The organism is Klebsiella sp. HN106 (assembly GCF_051209435.1).
GTDB lineage: Bacteria > Pseudomonadota > Gammaproteobacteria > Enterobacterales > Enterobacteriaceae > Klebsiella > Klebsiella oxytoca.
This window is the reverse complement of sequence record NZ_JBLURD010000009.1, coordinates 180,866-199,976: the sequence shown is the minus strand read 5'-3', so window position 1 is coordinate 199,976 and position 19,111 is coordinate 180,866. Positions and strand designations below refer to the sequence as shown.

Annotated in this window: 23 protein-coding genes; 21 read left to right on the top strand and 2 right to left on the bottom strand. The window is 48.9% G+C overall.

Annotated features, from left to right (window positions below; all coding sequences use genetic code 11):
* Positions 1–243 precede the first annotated feature (243 nt).
* From ACSIPU_RS20535 to ACSIPU_RS20435, 21 genes are all read left to right on the top strand, one after another.
* Entirely contained in the window at positions 244–711 is a 468-nt protein-coding gene (locus ACSIPU_RS20535) for a DUF4054 domain-containing protein (RefSeq protein ID WP_224257445.1), read from the top strand.
* Positions 708–1,175: a hypothetical protein gene (locus tag ACSIPU_RS20530; protein WP_196558023.1), complete on the top strand. Its 468-nt coding sequence runs from the start codon at positions 708–710 to the stop codon at positions 1,173–1,175. The genes ACSIPU_RS20535 and ACSIPU_RS20530 overlap by 4 nt, the downstream gene beginning before the upstream one ends.
* A 2-nt stretch (positions 1,176–1,177) precedes the next feature.
* Positions 1,178–1,597, top strand: coding sequence for a hypothetical protein (locus ACSIPU_RS20525; protein ID WP_154902563.1), 420 nt, complete (start codon positions 1,178–1,180; stop codon positions 1,595–1,597).
* A complete protein-coding gene (locus tag ACSIPU_RS20520; RefSeq protein WP_154902562.1) occupies positions 1,594–2,133 on the top strand; it encodes a phage neck terminator protein in 540 nt (179 codons plus the stop codon). The genes ACSIPU_RS20525 and ACSIPU_RS20520 overlap by 4 nt, the downstream gene beginning before the upstream one ends.
* A 6-nt stretch (positions 2,134–2,139) precedes the next feature.
* Positions 2,140–3,390, top strand: a complete 1,251-nt coding sequence (locus ACSIPU_RS20515; protein WP_435322260.1) for a DUF3383 family protein — start codon at positions 2,140–2,142, stop codon at positions 3,388–3,390.
* Between the two features lie 6 nt (positions 3,391–3,396).
* Complete coding sequence (locus ACSIPU_RS20510; RefSeq protein ID WP_196558021.1) at positions 3,397–3,801, top strand: hypothetical protein; 405 nt, start codon at positions 3,397–3,399, stop codon at positions 3,799–3,801.
* A 55-nt stretch (positions 3,802–3,856) separates the two neighbouring features.
* Positions 3,857–4,567, top strand: coding sequence for a hypothetical protein (locus ACSIPU_RS20505; protein ID WP_196558020.1), 711 nt, complete (start codon positions 3,857–3,859; stop codon positions 4,565–4,567).
* Position 4,568: 1 nt separating this feature from the next.
* Positions 4,569–4,949: a hypothetical protein gene (locus tag ACSIPU_RS20500; protein ID WP_196558019.1), complete on the top strand. Its 381-nt coding sequence runs from the start codon at positions 4,569–4,571 to the stop codon at positions 4,947–4,949.
* A 246-nt stretch (positions 4,950–5,195) separates the two neighbouring features.
* Positions 5,196–5,606, top strand: a complete 411-nt coding sequence (locus ACSIPU_RS20495) for a superinfection immunity protein (protein ID WP_196558018.1) — start codon at positions 5,196–5,198, stop codon at positions 5,604–5,606.
* A gap of 42 nt (positions 5,607–5,648) precedes the next feature.
* A complete protein-coding gene (locus tag ACSIPU_RS20490) occupies positions 5,649–7,286 on the top strand; it encodes a glycoside hydrolase family 24 protein (RefSeq protein ID WP_196558017.1) in 1,638 nt (545 codons plus the stop codon).
* Entirely contained in the window at positions 7,286–7,951 is a 666-nt protein-coding gene (locus ACSIPU_RS20485; RefSeq protein WP_201501033.1) for a phage baseplate protein, read from the top strand. Before ACSIPU_RS20490 ends, ACSIPU_RS20485 begins: the two co-directional genes overlap by 1 nt.
* A complete protein-coding gene (locus ACSIPU_RS20480; protein ID WP_196558015.1) occupies positions 7,948–8,235 on the top strand; it encodes a phage baseplate plug family protein in 288 nt (95 codons plus the stop codon). Before ACSIPU_RS20485 ends, ACSIPU_RS20480 begins: the two co-directional genes overlap by 4 nt.
* On the top strand, positions 8,228–9,121 hold the full coding sequence (locus ACSIPU_RS20475) for a hypothetical protein (protein ID WP_196558014.1): 894 nt from the start codon (positions 8,228–8,230) through the stop codon (positions 9,119–9,121). Before ACSIPU_RS20480 ends, ACSIPU_RS20475 begins: the two co-directional genes overlap by 8 nt.
* 2 nt (positions 9,122–9,123) lie before the next feature.
* The gene (locus ACSIPU_RS20470; RefSeq protein WP_196558013.1) at positions 9,124–9,726 is read left to right on the top strand and encodes a Gp138 family membrane-puncturing spike protein; all 603 of its coding nucleotides are present in this window, start codon (positions 9,124–9,126) and stop codon (positions 9,724–9,726) included.
* Between the two features lie 242 nt (positions 9,727–9,968).
* Complete coding sequence (locus ACSIPU_RS20465) at positions 9,969–10,316, top strand: hypothetical protein (RefSeq protein WP_201501034.1); 348 nt, start codon at positions 9,969–9,971, stop codon at positions 10,314–10,316.
* Positions 10,316–11,521 (top strand): baseplate J/gp47 family protein, encoded by a 1,206-nt coding sequence (locus tag ACSIPU_RS20460; protein WP_154902550.1) that lies wholly within the window; start codon positions 10,316–10,318, stop codon positions 11,519–11,521. Before ACSIPU_RS20465 ends, ACSIPU_RS20460 begins: the two co-directional genes overlap by 1 nt.
* Positions 11,514–12,374, top strand: coding sequence for a DUF2612 domain-containing protein (locus tag ACSIPU_RS20455; RefSeq protein WP_196558011.1), 861 nt, complete (start codon positions 11,514–11,516; stop codon positions 12,372–12,374). The genes ACSIPU_RS20460 and ACSIPU_RS20455 overlap by 8 nt, the downstream gene beginning before the upstream one ends.
* Positions 12,375–12,387: 13 nt before the next feature.
* Positions 12,388–13,731 (top strand): hypothetical protein, encoded by a 1,344-nt coding sequence (locus ACSIPU_RS20450; protein WP_196558010.1) that lies wholly within the window; start codon positions 12,388–12,390, stop codon positions 13,729–13,731.
* Between the two features lie 8 nt (positions 13,732–13,739).
* On the top strand, positions 13,740–15,671 hold the full coding sequence (locus tag ACSIPU_RS20445; RefSeq protein ID WP_435322259.1) for a tail fiber protein: 1,932 nt from the start codon (positions 13,740–13,742) through the stop codon (positions 15,669–15,671).
* 106 nt (positions 15,672–15,777) lie between these two features.
* Entirely contained in the window at positions 15,778–16,014 is a 237-nt protein-coding gene (locus ACSIPU_RS20440) for a hypothetical protein (RefSeq protein ID WP_049101747.1), read from the top strand.
* Positions 16,015–16,016: 2 nt separating this feature from the next.
* Entirely contained in the window at positions 16,017–16,406 is a 390-nt protein-coding gene (locus tag ACSIPU_RS20435; protein ID WP_049101748.1) for a HumD family translesion DNA polymerase, read from the top strand.
* 410 nt (positions 16,407–16,816) lie between these two features.
* On the opposite strand, the gene ACSIPU_RS20430 is transcribed toward ACSIPU_RS20435, so the two are convergent.
* Positions 16,817–17,677, bottom strand: a complete 861-nt coding sequence (locus tag ACSIPU_RS20430; protein WP_196558006.1) for a ketose-bisphosphate aldolase — start codon at positions 17,675–17,677, stop codon at positions 16,817–16,819.
* A 2-nt stretch (positions 17,678–17,679) separates the two neighbouring features.
* On the bottom strand, positions 17,680–19,092 hold the full coding sequence (locus ACSIPU_RS20425; protein WP_024273988.1) for a PTS fructose transporter subunit IIC: 1,413 nt from the start codon (positions 19,090–19,092) through the stop codon (positions 17,680–17,682).
* Positions 19,093–19,111: the final 19 nt, after the last annotated feature.

Sequence of the window (19,111 nt, the reverse complement as noted above, 5' to 3'; positions counted from 1 at the left end):
AATCTTCCGTGTGTGAATTAAGGCCGGCTTGAATTTTCCAGCTCTGATGAGCGTGAAGCGTCAGGTGGTGCTGAAGTCGATGAAGAGCTGGCAGCCCTGCGCGAGCAGTACAAAAGTATCTTCGGCAAACCTCCGCATAAAAATGCGGGTAAGGCGAAACTCCGGCAGGAGATCGAAAAATGGCGTGAAGAGCAGGACTAAAACCCACCACTGATGGTGGGTTTTTTATTGGGAGAAATACCGATGTTTAATCAGTTTTTTGTTCCCTCTGCCGTCATGCCTTCCTCCGGAAAAAACTCTGTAAAAATCACGGCTCAAATCGTGGCTAACTTCCGCGCGTACTATCCCGCTTTTGCGAATACCGACCTGTGGCCTGATGACATTGTTATTCGGGCGCTGGAAGAGGCTGACGCAGAAACGGGGCCGCGCTGGGGGAAGTACAGAGCTAAAACCGCATCAATAAAAGCACGTGGGATGTACGCGTATGCGGCCCACAGGCTTCTTATGTGGAAGCGAGCGGAAGAGGAAGAGGATGCTGGGGCACTTTACGCGGTTTCAGCAAAGAATGTCGGTGATGAATCGACCTCTTTTGCCGTTCCATCGGTAACCACCGATGACCTGGTTCTGAATGGCGACCTTCCAATGACGCAGTACGGCGTTGAGTTTTTACGTCTGCGGCGTCGGGCCAGTGCGGGGCCAGCCATCGTATGAAAGTTAAAACCGAAGTACGTGGCGGGGAAAAACTGGCGAAAAAGCTCAAACAAATTCAGGACCGTCTGACCAGTAAAAAGCGGGTTCTGATTGGATTGCCGGCAGGGAGCGGAGTTTATGAGGACGGCGCACCGATAGCCGTTATCGGAGCCGTTCAGGAGTTCGGTTCCGCTGACGGTCGTATTCCTGAGCGTTCATTTCTGCGCGTGCCGCTGCGCCAGAACGTGGACAACATAAAAAAGGGGTTCGCTTCGCTATCCCGCCAGGTAACACGGGGGGAAATTTCAGCCTTTCAGATGCTGGATCAGATGGGTGCGCGTACTGCGGGTTATTGCAAAGAGGCGATTGAAACAGGGATTGCACCCGCTAACGCTCCGTCAACGATTAAGCGCAAAGGCTCCGCAACGCCGCTTATCGATAAAGGCATTCTGAAAAACGCGATCACCCACGTTGTGGAGGACTGAATATGTATGGGAATGGGCTGGACATGCGCGGCCATGTCGATTCGACCTTCAAATCCAAGATAGAGGGGGGCATCTGGTTAATTCGTAAGGAGGGGGATTACAGCGGCCCTGGCGGGGTGTGGCAGGAAACGGAAACCGAACGGGAAGAGCTGAAGCGCGTAAACGTCCAGCCTGGCAAATGGCGGGAAATAAACCTGCTGGTGGGCGAGGGTGGCGTGGCGGTCATCAGTGACTTCAGAACGGTTCATATCAACGATGGCAAAACGTATCTCATGCCGGATGAAAGCGGGCAGTATACCGACCAGCTTGAATTCAGCGACGGGGTAGTAATGCGGCGCTGGCGAGTAATGACCGCTGACAATCGCCAATGGCGTAATTTCTGCCGCGCCGTCGTTCAGGTCATCAGGGAGCCTGTTACATGAGGGAGATCAGCGAACTCCACGAGCTGTTGCAGGGGCTTGTTTCGATATGCGCAGGTCTGGACAGGGGGAGAATCATTCTCGCTGACCAGGGCAGAGCACCACCAGCAGGAGGCACGCTCTACGCAACGTATAACCCTATCCCCGTTCGGGCCTACGGACAGCCTTCACAGCGCCTTGAGTATATCGACGCACTGGAAGAGCACGATGAAGCCCTGGGTGATAAATGGCAGGATCTGGAGGAAATAACAGCGTCATCAATGGAAATGATTCTGTCCGTGAATTTCTTCAACGAGGGCGCAGCTCAGGCGGCGATGATGCTGCATAACGCGAACTTCCGCACCCCTGTCAGCGACTACCTGTTTATCCATCAGCTGGGCTTCCGCTACGTCAGCAATCCCCGAAATCTCAGCACGCACTTTCAGTCAGGCATACAGCCGCGCTGGCAAGCCGACATTCATCTTTTTGTGGATCACGAAGTCAGCAGCAAGGTTTTACGCGCTGCAGGATTCTCCATCGAACATTACATAGAGGAGTAAGGCCACATGGCGTACTCAGTAGACAATATTATTCCGGTCAACGTAATTATCGGAGCGGCGGGCCTGGGGTACGCCGATTTCACAACGGCTTTTGTTTTTGCCGATGCGTCAGACCTCCCAAAAGACGAGCCAGCCATTCTGACTGAAGGCGGCGAAAAGCTGGAGACCGAAAAGGGAGAAGCTATCCTGCCGGAAATCGTGCCCGTAACGGCGCGGGGAGAAGATTTTCCGGTAGATACTTTCCGCGACTATTCAGGCGCAGCGGACATCGGAAAAGATTTCGGTACGGAGTCAGAAATTTATCTGATCGCTACCCGCTATTTTGCGCAAATTCCCCGACCTTCATCACTCACCGTCTGGATGAAAAATCCGGAAGATGAAAGCCTGATCGCCACGGTGAATAAAGCGAACGAAGCCGCCTGGCGTTACAACTATTTTTTCAAAACTGAAGATTTCAGTGATGAAAATTTGCTGGTGCTGAGCGACTGGAGCGACACGACCGATCACCCTGTCTGGTACACCAACACGGATGATGAAGTGATCGACCAGAACGAGACTGACGATATCGTTTCTCGCCTGGCGAAAAAGGGTAACCGTCATATGCTGGTGGGCTGGCGGGCTCCTGAAGCGGTAGAGATTGACCCGTCACAGGCTCACTCAATGGTTCAGGTAGCCGCCACGTTCGCTAAATTCCGTCCTAACGGCCTCAACACGGCGATTACGGCAGAGTATCAGGTTTTACCTGGTATCGACGGCGACGAGCTTACTACGAGCCATTACAACGCGCTGAAGGCTAAAAAGGCGGTGTTCTTCACGCCGGTTGAGCTGGCGGGACAGAAAGATAGCTGTCGCGTTATCAACAGTCTTTCAATGTCCTCTTACGGGGAATTCATTGATGACGTGATTAATATCGACGTGCTGAAAAATCACCTTCAGGTTGATGGCTATAACCACATCGCCAACGTCGGCACGAAGCGGCCCTTAACGCCACGCGGTTATGAAAGCCTGTTGAATGTCCTGACGGACACTCTCAAGCGCTTCTATAACAACGGCGTGCTGGGAGAGGGAACCTATACCGATGAACGGACGGGTGAAGAGAAAACCGCAAAATTCGGTTACGTCATTCTGTCGAAGGCTGAAGACGTTCTCTCCTTGACCAAAGCGCAGCGCAAAAAGTGCGAATTCCCGCCAACAAAAATCCTCGTCATTCTGTCGCGTGCAGGGCATGTAGCAGAGCTGAACGTAACAGTGGAGTAATGGACTATGACAATGAAGAACTACGGCGCCAGCCACGCTGACCTCATTATCAACGGGCTTCCGATTGACGAGTTCGGGGATACGGACCCGCCGATCACCATTGAAGATATCGACCCTCGCGCCACCCTGAAACGCGGTATCGGAAAAACCTCCGTTCGCCTGGACGGGCCGACACGACCTAAGCGTTTATCAGTGAGTTTGATCCCTGGCTGCGATCAGGTCCGTCAGCTGTTAGCGCTTGAAAAGTCGGGCGTGGATTTTTTCTTTACCTTCCGGCAGCGCGGCACCGATGAAACCGTTGAAGCGTTTGATGGGGTAATGACTCAGCGTGGCGGGCTGGGGCGCGGAGGTAAACAGAGCGCCAGCGACGAAACGTTTACCTTTGAGTTTGCAGATAGTGAGGAAACCTAGTTGTCATAACTTACTGAATTCTAGATACTATCTCTTTCTTTGAGGGAGATAGTATATGTTAAACAATAATCCATTTGATAAAGATCTTCTACAGGCAATTAATGACTGGCAAATAGATTATAATCGAAAAAGAGCAGCGGCTTTGAAAGAAAAAGCTAAAGGCTTGCCTTTGAAATATAAAACTTGCACCCATGCCTGTTATAGGAAAATAGAACTTAACCAAAAGGGGGTTTTCTCCTTAGTTGGAAAAGCAAAGTTAAAAGAGAAAATATCATCTTGGAGTTCGTCTGTAGAAGTTGTAAAAGTATTCAAGCGAGGAGTGACACTAAAAAATGATGAGCAATCTTTCATTGTAAGTTATAAACCGACTGCATCCGAAGTTATTATTAATCTTGAGGTGGTATATCAATGCCCATTGTTTCATTCTGCATTGAAGAAACATCAATCTTCTATAAAAAACTTCAATAGAGGTATTGGTGCTTATGGCGCAGGGCAAAAAGAAATAGTTTTGGAAGTTGAGTTTATTACACGTGATAACATCTATATGATGGGAGGGCGATCATCAGACATTAATATGATTTTTGCTAATCAAGTTATCGGCTGGTTACCTGATGGCTCTACAATTGCCGTATATGATGATTGTAAGTCATTTTGTATTTTCAAATGGATTGACCCAGCGCAAACAGTTAGTGCGTTAGATAAGACGTTGCAGCGTTCAGGTCAGATCATTCCATATAATGTATTTTCTAAAGGATACGGTTTATAGAATGGCACGTAAAATAGAGATTGAGATTAATAACGAAGTTTATGTTGGTGACACTTCGCCAGCACGGGATCAAGTAGAGATGTTGAGCATTGCAACTCAAAACGGTTTACTCCCCTACCTTACAAAAAATGTTAAAGACATGACGATCGTTTCCGGTATCGCTGGGTTAAACACTATGACCTTTGAGCGGCTTAAAGAATTGGTTATTCGTAAAGGTGAATTCAAACGTGCTTCGGATAATGTTCCGTTGAGTGAAAATCTTTTTCAGGATCAGGTTCATTTCTTCCTTCTACTTTTGGGGCGTGCGCTTGCTGAGAATGTTGGCCCTTTCTGGAATCTCAGCAGCGACGAAAACACCGACGAACCGACAGAAGCGCAGTAACGCGGGTTGACTGGTTTTTATGGCGTCCTTGTACGGGTATGGGGCAGCTTTGCCCGCCCCTTGCTAAGTGGAGTGATATGACTGACGGCACCTATAGCCTTGAGGAAATTCAGTTGATGCACGATGCTATGGACGACATTTACGATGCTGCTGAGAAAGCAAAAGCTTAGTTTAACCACTCGTTTAGTAAGTGTTTAGGATTGGGCTGATAATTCAAGAGACAATATTCTTTTTCATGGAGGATATATGTCTTTTAAAGCGTCGCTTAAAAATATCGTATCTACTTTATTTCTTATTGCTGTTCTTCTTTTTTGTTTATTTTTAGTGGCTCTACTGCTCAAAGATTTATACACGGATAAAATAAACGGCAATATTGAAGTTATCCTTGTTATTCTGTTTTTATTGGCGGTCTATCTATTGCCTTCCATTAATGCGTTTAATAGATGGCATAAAGATAAAAAAGCGGTGCTAGCACTTAATTTATTTTTGGGCTGGACGGCCATTGGATGGATCGGATCTTTGATTTGGTCATTTACTGGACCGAACTTAAAAAAAGAGAGGTTAAAAGAAAGTTATACTTCTAAAACCTGTCCGCACTGTGCAGAGTTAGTAAAGATAGATGCTAGGATATGTAGATTCTGCCAACGAGAGCTTTAAACATACATTAAACCGCTTCGGCGGTTTTTTTATGGAGTCAAAATGTCACAGGCAAACGCATCTGATGTCATTGATAGTATATTCGTATCTCTCGGAATAGATTTAGATGACAAGAGTTTTAAAGCCGCGACCAATACGGTAAATGGCCTAAAATCTGGTTTGGTTCAGTTAGGAGCTGCGGCGGGCGCTGGTATAGGGTTTAGTTCGGCAACATTTGGATTGGCGAATAAAATTCAAGAGCTGGAAAGGCTGGGCAAGATTACCAACTTTACTACAAAGCAAATCGAAGGGTTACAATTTGCTTTGAAAAAGGTTGGTGTTTCTGATGACAGTGCAGCTTACTCAATAGTCCAAAAAATCCCTTCATTGCAGCAAGCGGCACGTGAAGGGCGTTTAAATGATCAGGCTTATTGGAACGGGGCTTTTAACCCACAACAGTTTTCTAATCTTACTGGTCAGGACGCAATTGAATATCTGATAGAGTCATACTCCAAAATGAATGCCGATCAGCAACGCACTTTAAGAGGCGGGATTGGTATCGGAGATAATGATCCGCTCACTCGTTTACTTGAAACTGGAGTTAAAGGTTTCAAAGAAATTAATGAGCAATTCGAAAGGATGCATAAAGCTATTGATCCGGCTCTTTCTGAAAATGCTAGAAAACTTAATGACGAATTGTCGGTTTTATCGTTAAATTTTGAAAATCTGAAAAAAGCCATTGGTGGCGACCTTATTGGTCCATTGTCCAGCCTAACGGCAATCGTTAATGATTTAATGCAGAAGTATCCAGATGAAGCTAAGTATGCCAGCTATGCGGCTGGTATAGGCGGCACTGCGATTGTCTGGAAGACAATAGGCGCTCTATTTGGAAAGCAAGCGGCTACCTCATTCGGTGCTGGTTTATTGGCCCATCCAGTGATAGCAACAATCCTTGGGGTTATTGCCCCTGGCAACCCTTTTGTTGATTCAGAAGATGCTAAAGCTATGAGCGACCCCATTAAAAACTGGCAAAAAAGAAACCCAGGACAACCTTTGCCGACTGGTACCGTGGATTGGAAAGAACAATATCTTCAGCAATTAGAACGGGGCGGTGTTTCGAAAAATGAGCAAGACTTCCTCGATGTAATTTCTCAGGCTGAGGGAACGTCTAACTATGGCAATAATGGCTATAACACGCTGTTTGGCGGTTCTCAGTTTTCAGACTACAGCGATCATCCTCGTCAATATTTTGATCACAATGGAACTCGAACATCAGCGGCTGGCCGTTATCAAATAACAGCTCAGTCATGGGATGACGCAGTAAAAGCGTTAGGCCTTACTGATTTCTCCCCTGCCAACCAGGATAAAGCGGCTCTTTGGCTGGCGCAGCGTGCGGGCCAGGGTGAAAACATTCGCAATGGGAACATCACCGGAGCAGCTAACGGGCTTCGGCAGGTCTGGACAGGCCTGAATTCTTCGGCTGGACACAATGTGCTGGCAGGATATTACGCAAGCGCAAACAGCATTCCCCAACCAACCAATTTTTCAGGTGGTGCTGGCGCCCGTTCCATGACTATGGAAAACAACATTGTTATCCATGCAAGTGGTGCGAATGCTGATGAAGTAGCTGATCTTGTCTTCGGGCAAATCTCGGATAAAACCAGTCAGGCGACAGCGCACCTCTCTACGGATAAATTCTGATGGCAATAACAGGACTGTTTACTCGAAACAGGCCGCAGATCGGAAACCTCTATTTTGATGCTCTTCTTAAAGAAAGTACCGAACTGCGTACTGAAGTAAGCGATTTCCCTCTGGAGACCGCTGAAACTGCACAGGACAACGCTGTAACCCGCGCGCTGGATATCACAATGGAAATTGGTGTTTCGGACAACTGGTTCCGCGGCCTCATTGCACAACAGGAAGAGCTGGCGCAGCCCCTATTTGATATCGGAGGTGGTTTTACTGCTGGTGTTGCTGCATCGCTAATGTCAGGGCGCACAGCTGCGCTATCAGGGATTGCGGCAAGCGTAGGGCTGGCCGTATACCAACACAGCCAGGGAACGACACGTTCCCAAAGCTTGCTTGAACAGTTACGCACCATTCAACGCAATCACGAAACGTTTGATCTCGTAGCCAGTAAAGGCGCGTCCTATCGAAACTGCCTGATAACGAATACCCGAACCGAAATCGATAAGGAAACAGAGGGTGGGCTGATCATCGTTGTGGATATGAAACAGTTAACGATTATCCATGACACGGTTGAAGAGACAAACGCCAATTTACCCTGGGGCGATAGCGTGACCACACAAGGCCAGGCTGAGTTTGCTGGGGGGGAAGTTATCACTCAGGCTGTGGAGGTCGTATGATCATCATTCCTCTCTCCAGTGGCTACGCTTTTCAGCGCTTCCGCGTTCAGCTTGGATCTCACTATCTGGTTTTCAGGCTGCGCTGGCTCACTCGCTTCGAATATTTCTGCGTGGATATTCTTGAAAATGGCGAGCCGGTAGTTCTCGGACGTGCGCTACATCCTGACGTTAATTTGTTGGCTGGCCTGAATACCGATATTGGCGCGTTGTACTTGCGAGGTGAAAGCCCAACAGTCAGCAATTTAGGCATAACCAATAAACTGGAGTGGATAGCCAATGAGTAGGTTTTTCGGACGAAACTATCTCCTTGAGATAACCACCACCAGCGGGGAAGTGCTGAGATATGAACCACCAATCGAAACTCGGTTCCTTGTCGATAATTTTCCGCAACATGCCAACGCGACAGCCGGCATTACCGTTTTTGGTATTTCTTCCAGGGCACGCGAGCTGATACAGCTGCGCGATGATGCAAAAAACAATTATGGAACGGTCATCCTCAAAGCTGGTTATGGCGATGATATAGGAGTGATTTTTACTGGGCGCATCAACAATGTGCAGGTTGCGAAGGATGGCGTTAATACCTGCATAAAACTGTATTGTTCCGCGTCGTCAACAGAATGGGATGCCTCTTCATACCAGACATGGGGTGATAACACTCCGTATCAGGAAGTGATCCGAGATATTGCCGAAGGGCTGGGCGCTCCTGTTGAGTTCGTGGGTGATTTCTCGGATCTGCCTGTTTTATTACGTGGCCGTAATGCAGGGGGAAAACTTTGCCGTGTTCTGCTGGACGAACTAAAGCAGTTTTTCGGGTTCTGGTGGCTCCATACTCCCACGCGCACAATCATTATCCGCGATGGTGCTGCGCGGGAATGGGTGGAGCATGACATTTCAGCGCTGAACGGTATGGAGGGCGCACCGCGCTGGTATGCGAGTTCACTTGAGGTTGACGTAAAGCTGAACTATCAGCTTCAGCCAGCGGACGTGATGAACGTTACCTCTCGTTTCTGGACCCTGAATTTCAGCCTTGCCTATTTCTCTGACCTCCAGAACCTGGCTGAAACGCAGCGCAAGACAGGCAAGTTTACGATTCTTCGAACAACCCACGAAGGTTCGCTCTGGGGCAATACCTGGAAAACTACAGCCATTTGTTTATGGCGGGGGAGCTGATTTTGAAAGATACAAACCCTTTTCTCACCATGCTTATGCAAATCAGGCCGCAGCTCCTTTGGGATCTCATGTTCTGCTTGCCTGGTAAAGTGACTGACTATGATCCAGACCTCCAGCGTGCCGTTGTGGAAATAGGTATTCAGCGCCATGAGGGAGGGGGAGTGTTTAACACTCTCCCTGAGATTAAGCACGTACCCGTTCAGTTTGCTGGCTCTCCTGAATGGTCAGTGTTTCATGAGCTGCCGGAAGGCACTGAAGGACTCATTCATTTTTCGCAGCGTTCCGTTGACTACTGGATCGAACAGGGCGGGCCCGTTCGTCCTCTCGATGCTCGCATGTTCGATGCGACCGATGCCTTTTTTGCTCCTGGCTACCGCTCCCGCGCAACATGCATTTCTAGACTGCCCACTGAAGGTATCGGAATGAGCAACGCCAGTGGCTCTGTGCGGCTTCATCTTTCTGATGGTGGGATTAACCTCAAAGTGGGGAGTCAAACGCTCTCTCTGTCGTCTGACGGGCTTACGCACAACGGGAAGAATATCGGCTCAACGCATAAACACGGAGGTGTTGAAAAGGGCGGGAACATAACAAAAGAGCCGGAATAAAGTTACACAATAGATTCAAAAAGAACAAAGCCCCCGAAACGTTACCAGCGGTCGGGGGCTTTTACTTTCCAACGTTTTTAGGCAACGAGGAACATGTGATTGATTTTAGCAAACTGATACGGGAGTTGCGACAGATGGGTGAAAAATTAGCCGACTGGAAATTCCTTTTAATATGGACCGTTTTCTTTCTCTTTGGGCTATCCAGCCTGATTACAGCTGTGCGCTGGTGGTAGGGGGGGCAAGTGATACGCAATTTCTCAGACGGCGATATCGTGACAAGTGGCGATCACTTCGTTACCGGCAAAGAAGAAACCAGACTGGCCTGTTTTTGCAGGCTTCGTCTTTTTTTGGGGGAGTATTTTCTTGATGCCACTGATGGTACGCCGTGGTTTCAGAGCATCCTCGGTAAATCCTCGCGCGATATCGCTGAAGCCAACATAAAACAGCGCATTCTTTCCACAAAGGGAGTGCTGGCGATCAACACCTTCGATATGGACAGCGATACCAGAAAACGCACGTTCACGATTAGGGCCACGCTGACCGACATCAACAACGAACAGTTTGAATTCCTGTACGACAAGGATCTCTGATGGCTGAAATCACGAAAGACGGAGTGACGGGAACGACCCTCCAGGAATACAAAGACGAGATCACAGAGAAGTATCTCGCAATAGACAGCGGCTGGAACCTCTCGCCAGAAACGCCTGACGGCATGGCGATTGCTATCTGGGCCGAACTTTTCGCCAACCTTGATGAAGAGGTTATTAATGCTTATCACGCGGCAGATCCTAACGCGGCGATGCGCCAGCAACTTGACCGTATCGCCGCGTTTGCAGGTTTGCAGCGCCAGCCAGAAAGCTTTTCAACGGACGTTGTGGAATTCGAAGGCGATGGGCTGATCGAGGTACCGGCCGGAATAAAGGTCCGTCACCGTATATCGGGTACGCTCTGGACAACTGATGCGAAGGTTATTACCAATACCAGCGGGAAAGCATCCGTCAGTGTTACCTGTACGACCCCAGGAGCTGAAAGCGCTAACCCAGGCACTTTAACCATCATTGCTTCGCCAGTGGCCCGTATACGCTCTGTGACGAACACTCAGGGCGCAAGCCTGGGTAAAACTGAAGAAAGCGATAACGCATTTCGGGTGCGGCGAAATTACTCTGTGGCGCTGCCTGGTAACAATCAGATCGATAACATCAAAGCCGCGCTGGATAACGTGACGGGCGTTAAGCAAACACTCGTTCATGAGAACGTGGAAAACGAGACTGATGAACACGGCGTTTACGGTCACTCGATGGCAATCTTTATCGACGGTGGCGAGACTGACGATATCGTGCTGGCGATGGCCACCCATAAAAACCCCGGGTGTGGCCTGAACCGTTACAACGTTTTCCCGAACAAAATTAGCGTGGACACGTTTACGCCGAAAGGCCAGCCCGTAAATATCACCTTTTTCCGCCCTGAATATGTTGCTGTTTATGTGCAGGTGGATATCAAAACCAGCACGCTGGGTGAGGACGAAAAGCAGAAAATCAAAGAGGCAATAGTGGATTACACGCTTGTTGGCTTTGATGAAACAACGGGCTTCGCTAAGCAAGGTTTTCGCATTGGCGAAGCGGTCGCAGCTGGTCGGCTCTATACCCCAACAAACTACTTTGTCGGTGCCGATGATTACGTGAGTAACATCACCATAGGTACGGCTGCAGGAGAGGTAAACAAGGGCGTCATTCCGGTTAAGTTCAACCAGCTAGGCGTTTTCAGTACGGAGAACATCACGATCAATTATGTCTGAATTCAGCGATAAGGCGAAAAGCCGAATTTACTGGGAGTACAAAAACGCCCCGAAGCTTATCGAGTGGATTTTGTCTCTCCCTGACGTGGCCCAGAGCAGAATTGTCGAACAGATAGAGAAGGTCCGTAACATCCTCGATATTGATAAAGCGGAAGGTGAGCAGCTCAATATCTGCGGCCGAATTGCAGGGTACCGAAAACGGCCTGTAGGGCGCTTTTACCCTGGCTGTAAGGTGGAGGAAGTGGACGATGTTCTTTATCGAAAAATGATAAAGGCCAAAATCTGCAAGAACAACGGGATCGCCACGATAGACGATGTAAAAGCCGCTGCCGATTACATCCTTGACGTTAAGGTCACGGTTCTGGATGCGCAGGACATGACAATGCGGCTGGTGTGGCATGAGGACACCGTAAGCGTTGCTGTGCAACAGCTGGTGGAAGACTACGATTTGATCCCCCGTCCTCAGGGGGTGGGAATGCGAAAGCACCGCGTCATTAAACGTAAACCTTTCGGCTTTGGTCGTCACTTCAACAATTTCGGAAACGCTGCATTCTGGTACGGCGACGGCAGACCACCAATCTATTACTACGGCTCAATCAAAATTAGCTGGGCTGATGGGATGCTGTCAGGGCAAATCATCGTTAACGAACTCGACGTTTCAGACCAGGACGTGACGGTAGTCATTATTGGTTCTGACGGCGTGCAGCGCGTACAGCGTGCCGTTACTGATTCTAAGGGCAAATTCTCCCTATCATCCATCACCCCACCAGCAACGGTAGTTGCTCGCGCACTTCTGGTCACTCTGGACTGTGAAGCGCTGGAACTCGAATCTGAGCCTCTTAAAATAAATTAATCAGGAGCCAAAAATGGCAAATAAAAAATTACCTGGCGGACGCAAATCCGCGGGGCGGGTTTCTACGTCTGCACAAAAACTGGTTGCATTAAAAGCAGGGGCAACTGGCATAGCGATTTCTGAGTTGCCAGCTGCGGAAAAATTATCGGGAGTGGAACGCTTTCCTGTCGTTCAGGATAAAGAAACTCGCGGCGCATCTGTAGAGCAGATTAAAGAGCTGATTCCAGCGGGGAAAACAGGCGACTCCGCTTATGAGTTGTGGGTGGCTGCCCAACCAGAAGGCACAGACACCAGCGAAGGTGCCTTCTTTGAATCAATGACGGGTAAGCCAGGCAAAGACGGAGAGGATGGGGCTGACGGTCTGTCTGCATACCAGATATGGGCGCAAGCGCAGGAAGAGGGGGCCGATACCTCACTGGACGCGTATATCTCATTCCAGGCGGGAAAAGAGGGCGCTCCCGGAAAAGATGGGACAGAGGTTCTTATTGGCTCTGAAGACAATAACGCTCTTGTTAATAACAACGATAGCGCCGATGGCTCGCTTGGTTTGAAAGTGCTTGTGTCTAAAGATATTCAGAATGAATTGTTCATTCTTGAAGATGAAACTAATCCGGGTTTATATGCCCGTCCGATTAGTGCGATGTTATTTGCAGAAGATGATTCAATTAAAAAAACTTCTGCATATGAAGGTAACCCGAAAAACGCAGCAATTAGCGTTAGAGTGAGCGCGAAAGCTGGAAACTCGCTACAGCTTGTTAAAAGTGCCACAGAAGGCGGTCTATACGTCCCTGAAAAAAGCGTCTCCGTTGATGAAGATTCTATTAGCGGAACGGGGAGTTCAGATAATCCGTTATCAGTGAACATTTCAAAAGAAACAGGTAATGCGTTATCAGTGTCTGATAAAGGTTTATGGGCAAAAGACACCATTTCTTCACTTGTTCGTAGTGCGACTAGCTTCAATTTCTCAGTTAGTCATCCTGATGTTAAAACCGCAGAATATGCATGTGGACCGCTTGGAAAAGGAGTGTATTTTAAAACCACCCTGCTTATCCCTTCTGGGGCAGACTATAATATGGTTAACCAGATATTTCTTGATAGGCTCCCATGTCTGGCAGATGGTACTTTAGTACCTTATAACGTATGGTGTGCTGGCGTAAACGGGAATAGTCGGGTCCCAACATGGCTGATTTGTCAAGAGAGACCAACACACACATTGATACTCTCAACTGGTGTTATTGCACCAATTACAAGAGAGACAGGTAAGGACTCTGGCCTTCCTGATTATCCTGAGACTGATGCTCAGTCAGTCAATTATATACTCTTCTCATGTTTACAATTCTACTCCAAGCAATCATAGGGACAAAAATGGACCAGAAATTTTTTCGTGTCCCCTGGGCTGCCAGCGGGGACCGCGCCAGCATTTCCGAAAGTACGAATTCTGATGGCACAGTAAGTTACCCTGAGGGATGGGGAGAGGACTACCAGAAGGACATGCTGACAGATGCCAATGCAAAGCCGGTTGAGCGCGATGTTATGAACGGCGTTCTGAACGCAATCACCGGCGCTATCCGGCAGTATCAGACGAACGGATACCCGGAGTGGATTACCAGCGCTAACAATAACAGCGTTGCGTTCGGCTATGACGCTGGCGTAGTGGTTTCTTATAACGGCGCGCTTTATCTGTCGCTGATGGCTGGCAATACCGCAACTCCCGGCGCTGATGCTGCTAAATGGCAACCGTATATTCAGCGTGAGGCTACAGAGGCGGAAGCGCTGGACGGTACCGGCTCAACGCAGGTGATGACTCCACGGCGCACGAAAGCACTGGCTGATAGTCTGGATGAAAAACTGTTTACGTCTATTAAGCCTTATACAGTACCGGTCGGCGGAGGGATGTTGTGGTTTACCCCAATACCGCCTGATGGCTGGTTGGAGGCCAACGGGCAGACATTCAATACAACAGAGAATCCAAAGCTGACTACTGTTTATCCATCTGGGCGATTGCCTGATATGCGTGACCGCTATCCAAAGGCAGCAAGTGATAAATCACTGATCGGGACTAATGGCGCAGGAACATCGCTGGAGCATTATCATCTGACGTCGAAATTTGCTGGCACCAGCGGATCGGAGGGCGATGATATCTATCTCCCGTTACGAGGGGATAACTGGGGGAGTGAATCCTATCCAGGCCAGGGAGTTTTTGGCAATCTGAATCGCGTGAAAAGTGAACAGGTGCCAAATCAGCAATCAGGAAACACAACAGGAACATCGAACTGGCGTAACGCTGACGGAACTGCCAGGGCGCCGGTTGCGGAGCCTGACCACACATTTTGCATGATTATTATCAAAACCGACCAAGCCGAAGCTGATGCAGGAGAGGCCGGGCCGACAGGCATTATTATTACACCTGCTACAGACAGCATCGAAGCAGGGAAGGCGCGTCAGTTTTCAGCTATTGTTGTTCCCTCGAATATCGGGGGTAATTACCCGGTATCCTGGGCTGTATCTGATACGTCGCTGGGCTCCATATCCAGTGCCGGGCTGTATACTGCAAACCCCGGAGCGAGCGGGACGCAGACGATTATCGCCTCTATTTCAACGGGGCTTACTTCAACCGCTGTTATTACGCAAAGCGTGTGGCTAACCAGCATCACAATCGGCAGCATTCCATCGGAGCTGCTCGCCGGCAATACATACAACGTCCCGATCACATACTCACCAACCGGGTACACAGAAACTGTCCTGGCGTCATCGTCAGATAGTAGCGTCGCTGCGCTGAGCAGCACAGGTGTGCTGGACATATACAACGCGGGGACAGCGACGCTCACACTCACGGGCGCAAGTTCAGGCGTAACGCGTTCCGTGACAGTCACGGCGACGGAAGTTGTGGCGCCAGAGGTTTACCTTGCGATCAGCAAAAACTTTTCTGAGATCAAGGAGGCGGGCACAGCAGCACAAACGGCAGCACGCGTAAATCTGGGGCTTGGTTCACTGGCTACGAAAAATAGCCTGGGAGCTGGTGACGTCGGCGCCGTACCGCTTGCCAGCGCATCACTACCCGCAGGAACGGATCTGGACTCCGTAACCGCTGCAGGCGAGTATTTCCAGAGCGTGACGAGCAACGCTACAACGGCTCTGCACTATCCTGAGGCGGTAGCAGGAGCGCTTAAAGTTGTTGCTACTGGTGTGAGTGCAGGGGCTTGCCGCCAGTTCTACTGGCCGTACAGCTCAGGTAAAGAATACCGCCGAGCGGGATTCGGAACTCCCATCGCTTTCACTGAGTGGTCTGAACACTAAATTTTTCAATAAATCAGTGGGGTGAATCTCACTGAGTAAAACCCCCTTGATCTGCTTCAATGCATAAATATACTGTATGTATGAACAGTATTTTGAGGGGTGGAGTATGCCACGTCGCTATGACATTGAAGCAGCTTTCCGTAGTGCAATTGAAATTGACCCTCGTGGGCGGCGTACAGTCACAACGAAGCGGTTTGTTGAGGAACTCGCAAAAGTGAACTGGATGTGGTCAGGAAGTCAGGCAAATAATTGGATTGAGCATTATGTGACGATTTTTCGTGATGTCTCTCGTGAAGAAGGCGAGAACAGAACATTCGAACTGAACAGCTATGGGAGATTTTAGCTATGGCCTTTCCATCGCCAGCTCAAGACTACATAGAACGTCCGATTTCACTCGATGAGAAGTTGATCAGACACCCTGCTGCGACCTATTTTGTTATTGCTGACAATACAAATTACCAGGCTGGAATTTTGCAGGGAGCAATTTTGGTGATCGATGCTTCGTTAAAACCATGCGATGGAACATTGCTGGTTTGCGCTGTAGATGGTGAATTTAAAGTTAGGCGTTATCGCACAATCCCACGGCCTCATCTGGAGGATTTAAGCTCCGGTAAGAAGGAAGCTTTACCAGATGACACCGATGGCTATTCAGGATCACGGGCAATTTTTGGAGTAGTGACGTACATTATCAACAATGCTCGTTTGGGGGAGTTTGACGACTGTCCTGTGATGTAAAGTGTTAGAATACTATCTCTACAGAAGTCCTTAAGTTGTTGAAATTTCTAATGGTGAAAGTAATGTATTAGAATTCATGAAATCGCTATGTATTTGATTTATAAATATATTTCTGCGGTCTTGAAAACCGGCGACCCGAAAGGGTTCTAGAGTTCGAATCTCTACGCTTCCGCCAAATAAAACAAGGGGTTACCGAAAGGTAACCCCTTGTTGCTTTGGGGTGTTGGAATACTGTTGGAATATTCTGCGGTTCCAGCCCATAAAAAACCCGCTGAAGCGGGTTTTTTTATACCTGTTTTACTGCAATGGGTGCCCATCTGAGAGATGAGCTTCATTTCGCTGATTCATTCCCTGTTTTAGGGCATCAGCAACAGAGTCGGTCACGACTTCCTCTGCTCCCATCGCATACCTCAGACGTAGAGCGCCGCCTTGCCGATAGATGAGAACAAATGCATCTTGCGAACCACAACGGCTTTTGCGGCTTCCATTGGCCTGATAAATAAGCTGTTAGGTTCGTGGCTGCCTGATTTCAGCTCTTCTTCCAGAGCAACAAAAAATGCTTTTTTCATGTCGCTGGAAATATTGATTTTTCCGACCCCGTGCTGGATAGACTCGGCGACTTCTTCATCCTTATTTCCCGATCCGCCATGAAGAACCAGCGGGATGGTTAACCGCTGTTTAATGGATTTCAGCCTTTCGATATCTAGTTTTGGCTGCATTCCTGCAGGATATAAGCCATGCGATGTACCAATCGCGACCGCCAGCGTATCGACCCCGGTCTCGTTGACAAATTGCTCAGCCTGCTGCGGATCGGTATACAGTATTTCGCCATGCCCGCCTTCGCCGCTGCCTTGTGCCACGCCGATGGTACCCAGTTCAGCTTCAACGGAAACACCTGCAGCATGAGCGACTTCCGTCACGCGGTGTGTGATAGCGATATTGTCTTCCAGCGGGTGCGCTGAAGCATCAATCATCACCGAGGTATAGCCGGTGCGAATCGCCCGCATAACCTGCTCCAGAGTCTGCCCATGATCCAGGTGAATGACGACCGGTACCGTTGCTTTGATAGCCAGTTCACGAAGATAGAAAATAAAATCATCGCCGGTGAAATCATGTTCATCAGGATGAATTTCAAGAATAACCGGCGAACGCAGCTTTTCTGCAACATCAATAACCGCTCTGGCGAATTCGGCAGAAGCAATATTAAAAGCGCCAATACCAAATTTATGTTGCTGAGCTACAGATAATAAATCTTTCATATTCATAAGCATGACTACATCTCCTGTACAGTTTCAGGGCTGTCTTTTTTAATAAAACGCAAAATAATCGCGGTGAGTAACGCGCCGGCGGCGATGGCGACGATATATCCCACAACGTGGGTGATCACATTGGGAATAAACATGACGAATATGCCGCCGTGTGGGGCTCTGGAGGCACATCCCAGAGCCATGGAGAGCGCGCCTGCCAGCCCGGAGCCGGCGACGATAGCGGGAATAACGCGTAGCGGATCGGCTACGGCATAAGGGATAGCGCCTTCAGTGATAAACGACAGGCCGAGAACATAGGTGACTTTGCCGGTGTCCCTCTCCTGACGGGAGAATTTCCGCCCGAACAGCGTGGTGGCGAGCGCAATACCCAACGGCGGTACCATTCCTGCCGCCATACAGGCCGCTATAGGTTCGTAGATCCCTGTCGACATCAAGCCAATTGCAAACATGCAGACAGTCTTGTTAAGGGGACCGCCCATATCAAACGCCACCATCATGCCTATCAAAAGGCCCATAATTGCTGCGTGGGTATTGCCCAGGTTTTCGAGGAACGCTGTCAGTGAGTCGAGAAGAAACTTAATCGGTTCGCCAATCACCAGCACCATTAACGCCCCGGTAATAAAAACGCTCAGCAATGGCACGATTAAAATAGGCTTCAGGCCCGCTATCGATTTAGGAAGGTTGATATATTTGACGATGAGCAGCGTGGCGTATCCGGCCAGAAAACCCGCCAGCAAAGCCCCCAAAAAACCTGACCCTGTCTGAATGGCCATCATGCCGCCGACCGCGCCCGACACTATCCCCATATTGCCGCTAATCGATTTACTTATTCCGAGCGAGAGAACGGGTAGCATCAGCGCAAAGGCCGCACCACCGCCAATGTCAGAGAGCATTTTCGCCAGCGGGTTAAAATTTTCATCTCCCGGCGTTGCCGCAGTAATACCAAATGAGAAGCTCAGCGCGATTAAAATACCGCCGGCAACGACGAACGGGATCATCAGGTTAACGCCGGTGATAAGATGAATATAAATTTGAGACACCAGTGATTTATCTTTATCTTTATCTTTTTTCGGCGATTCCTGAGCATCGTCTGCCGCCAGGTGTCGTTGTGGCTGTAATTTACCGGTGACAATCTCGTCCAGTAATCCTGCAGCATCCTTTGCGGCGCGAGTCACCGAGACGCGGATTATATTTTTGTTATGGAAACGAGAGAGATCGATGACCTTATCCGCGGCGATTAAAACAATATCTGCTTGTTGAATATCCTCCTCGGTAAAAATATATTCACTGTCTACGGCACCATGCGTTTCAACGAGTAAAGGGATGCCTTTTTTAAGGGCGTTCTTTTTAAGATTGGCTTCTGCAAGGTAAGTATGTGCAACGCCTGTTGGACAGGCGGTAATGGCAATTATTTTCATATTATTCTCCTTGTGAGGA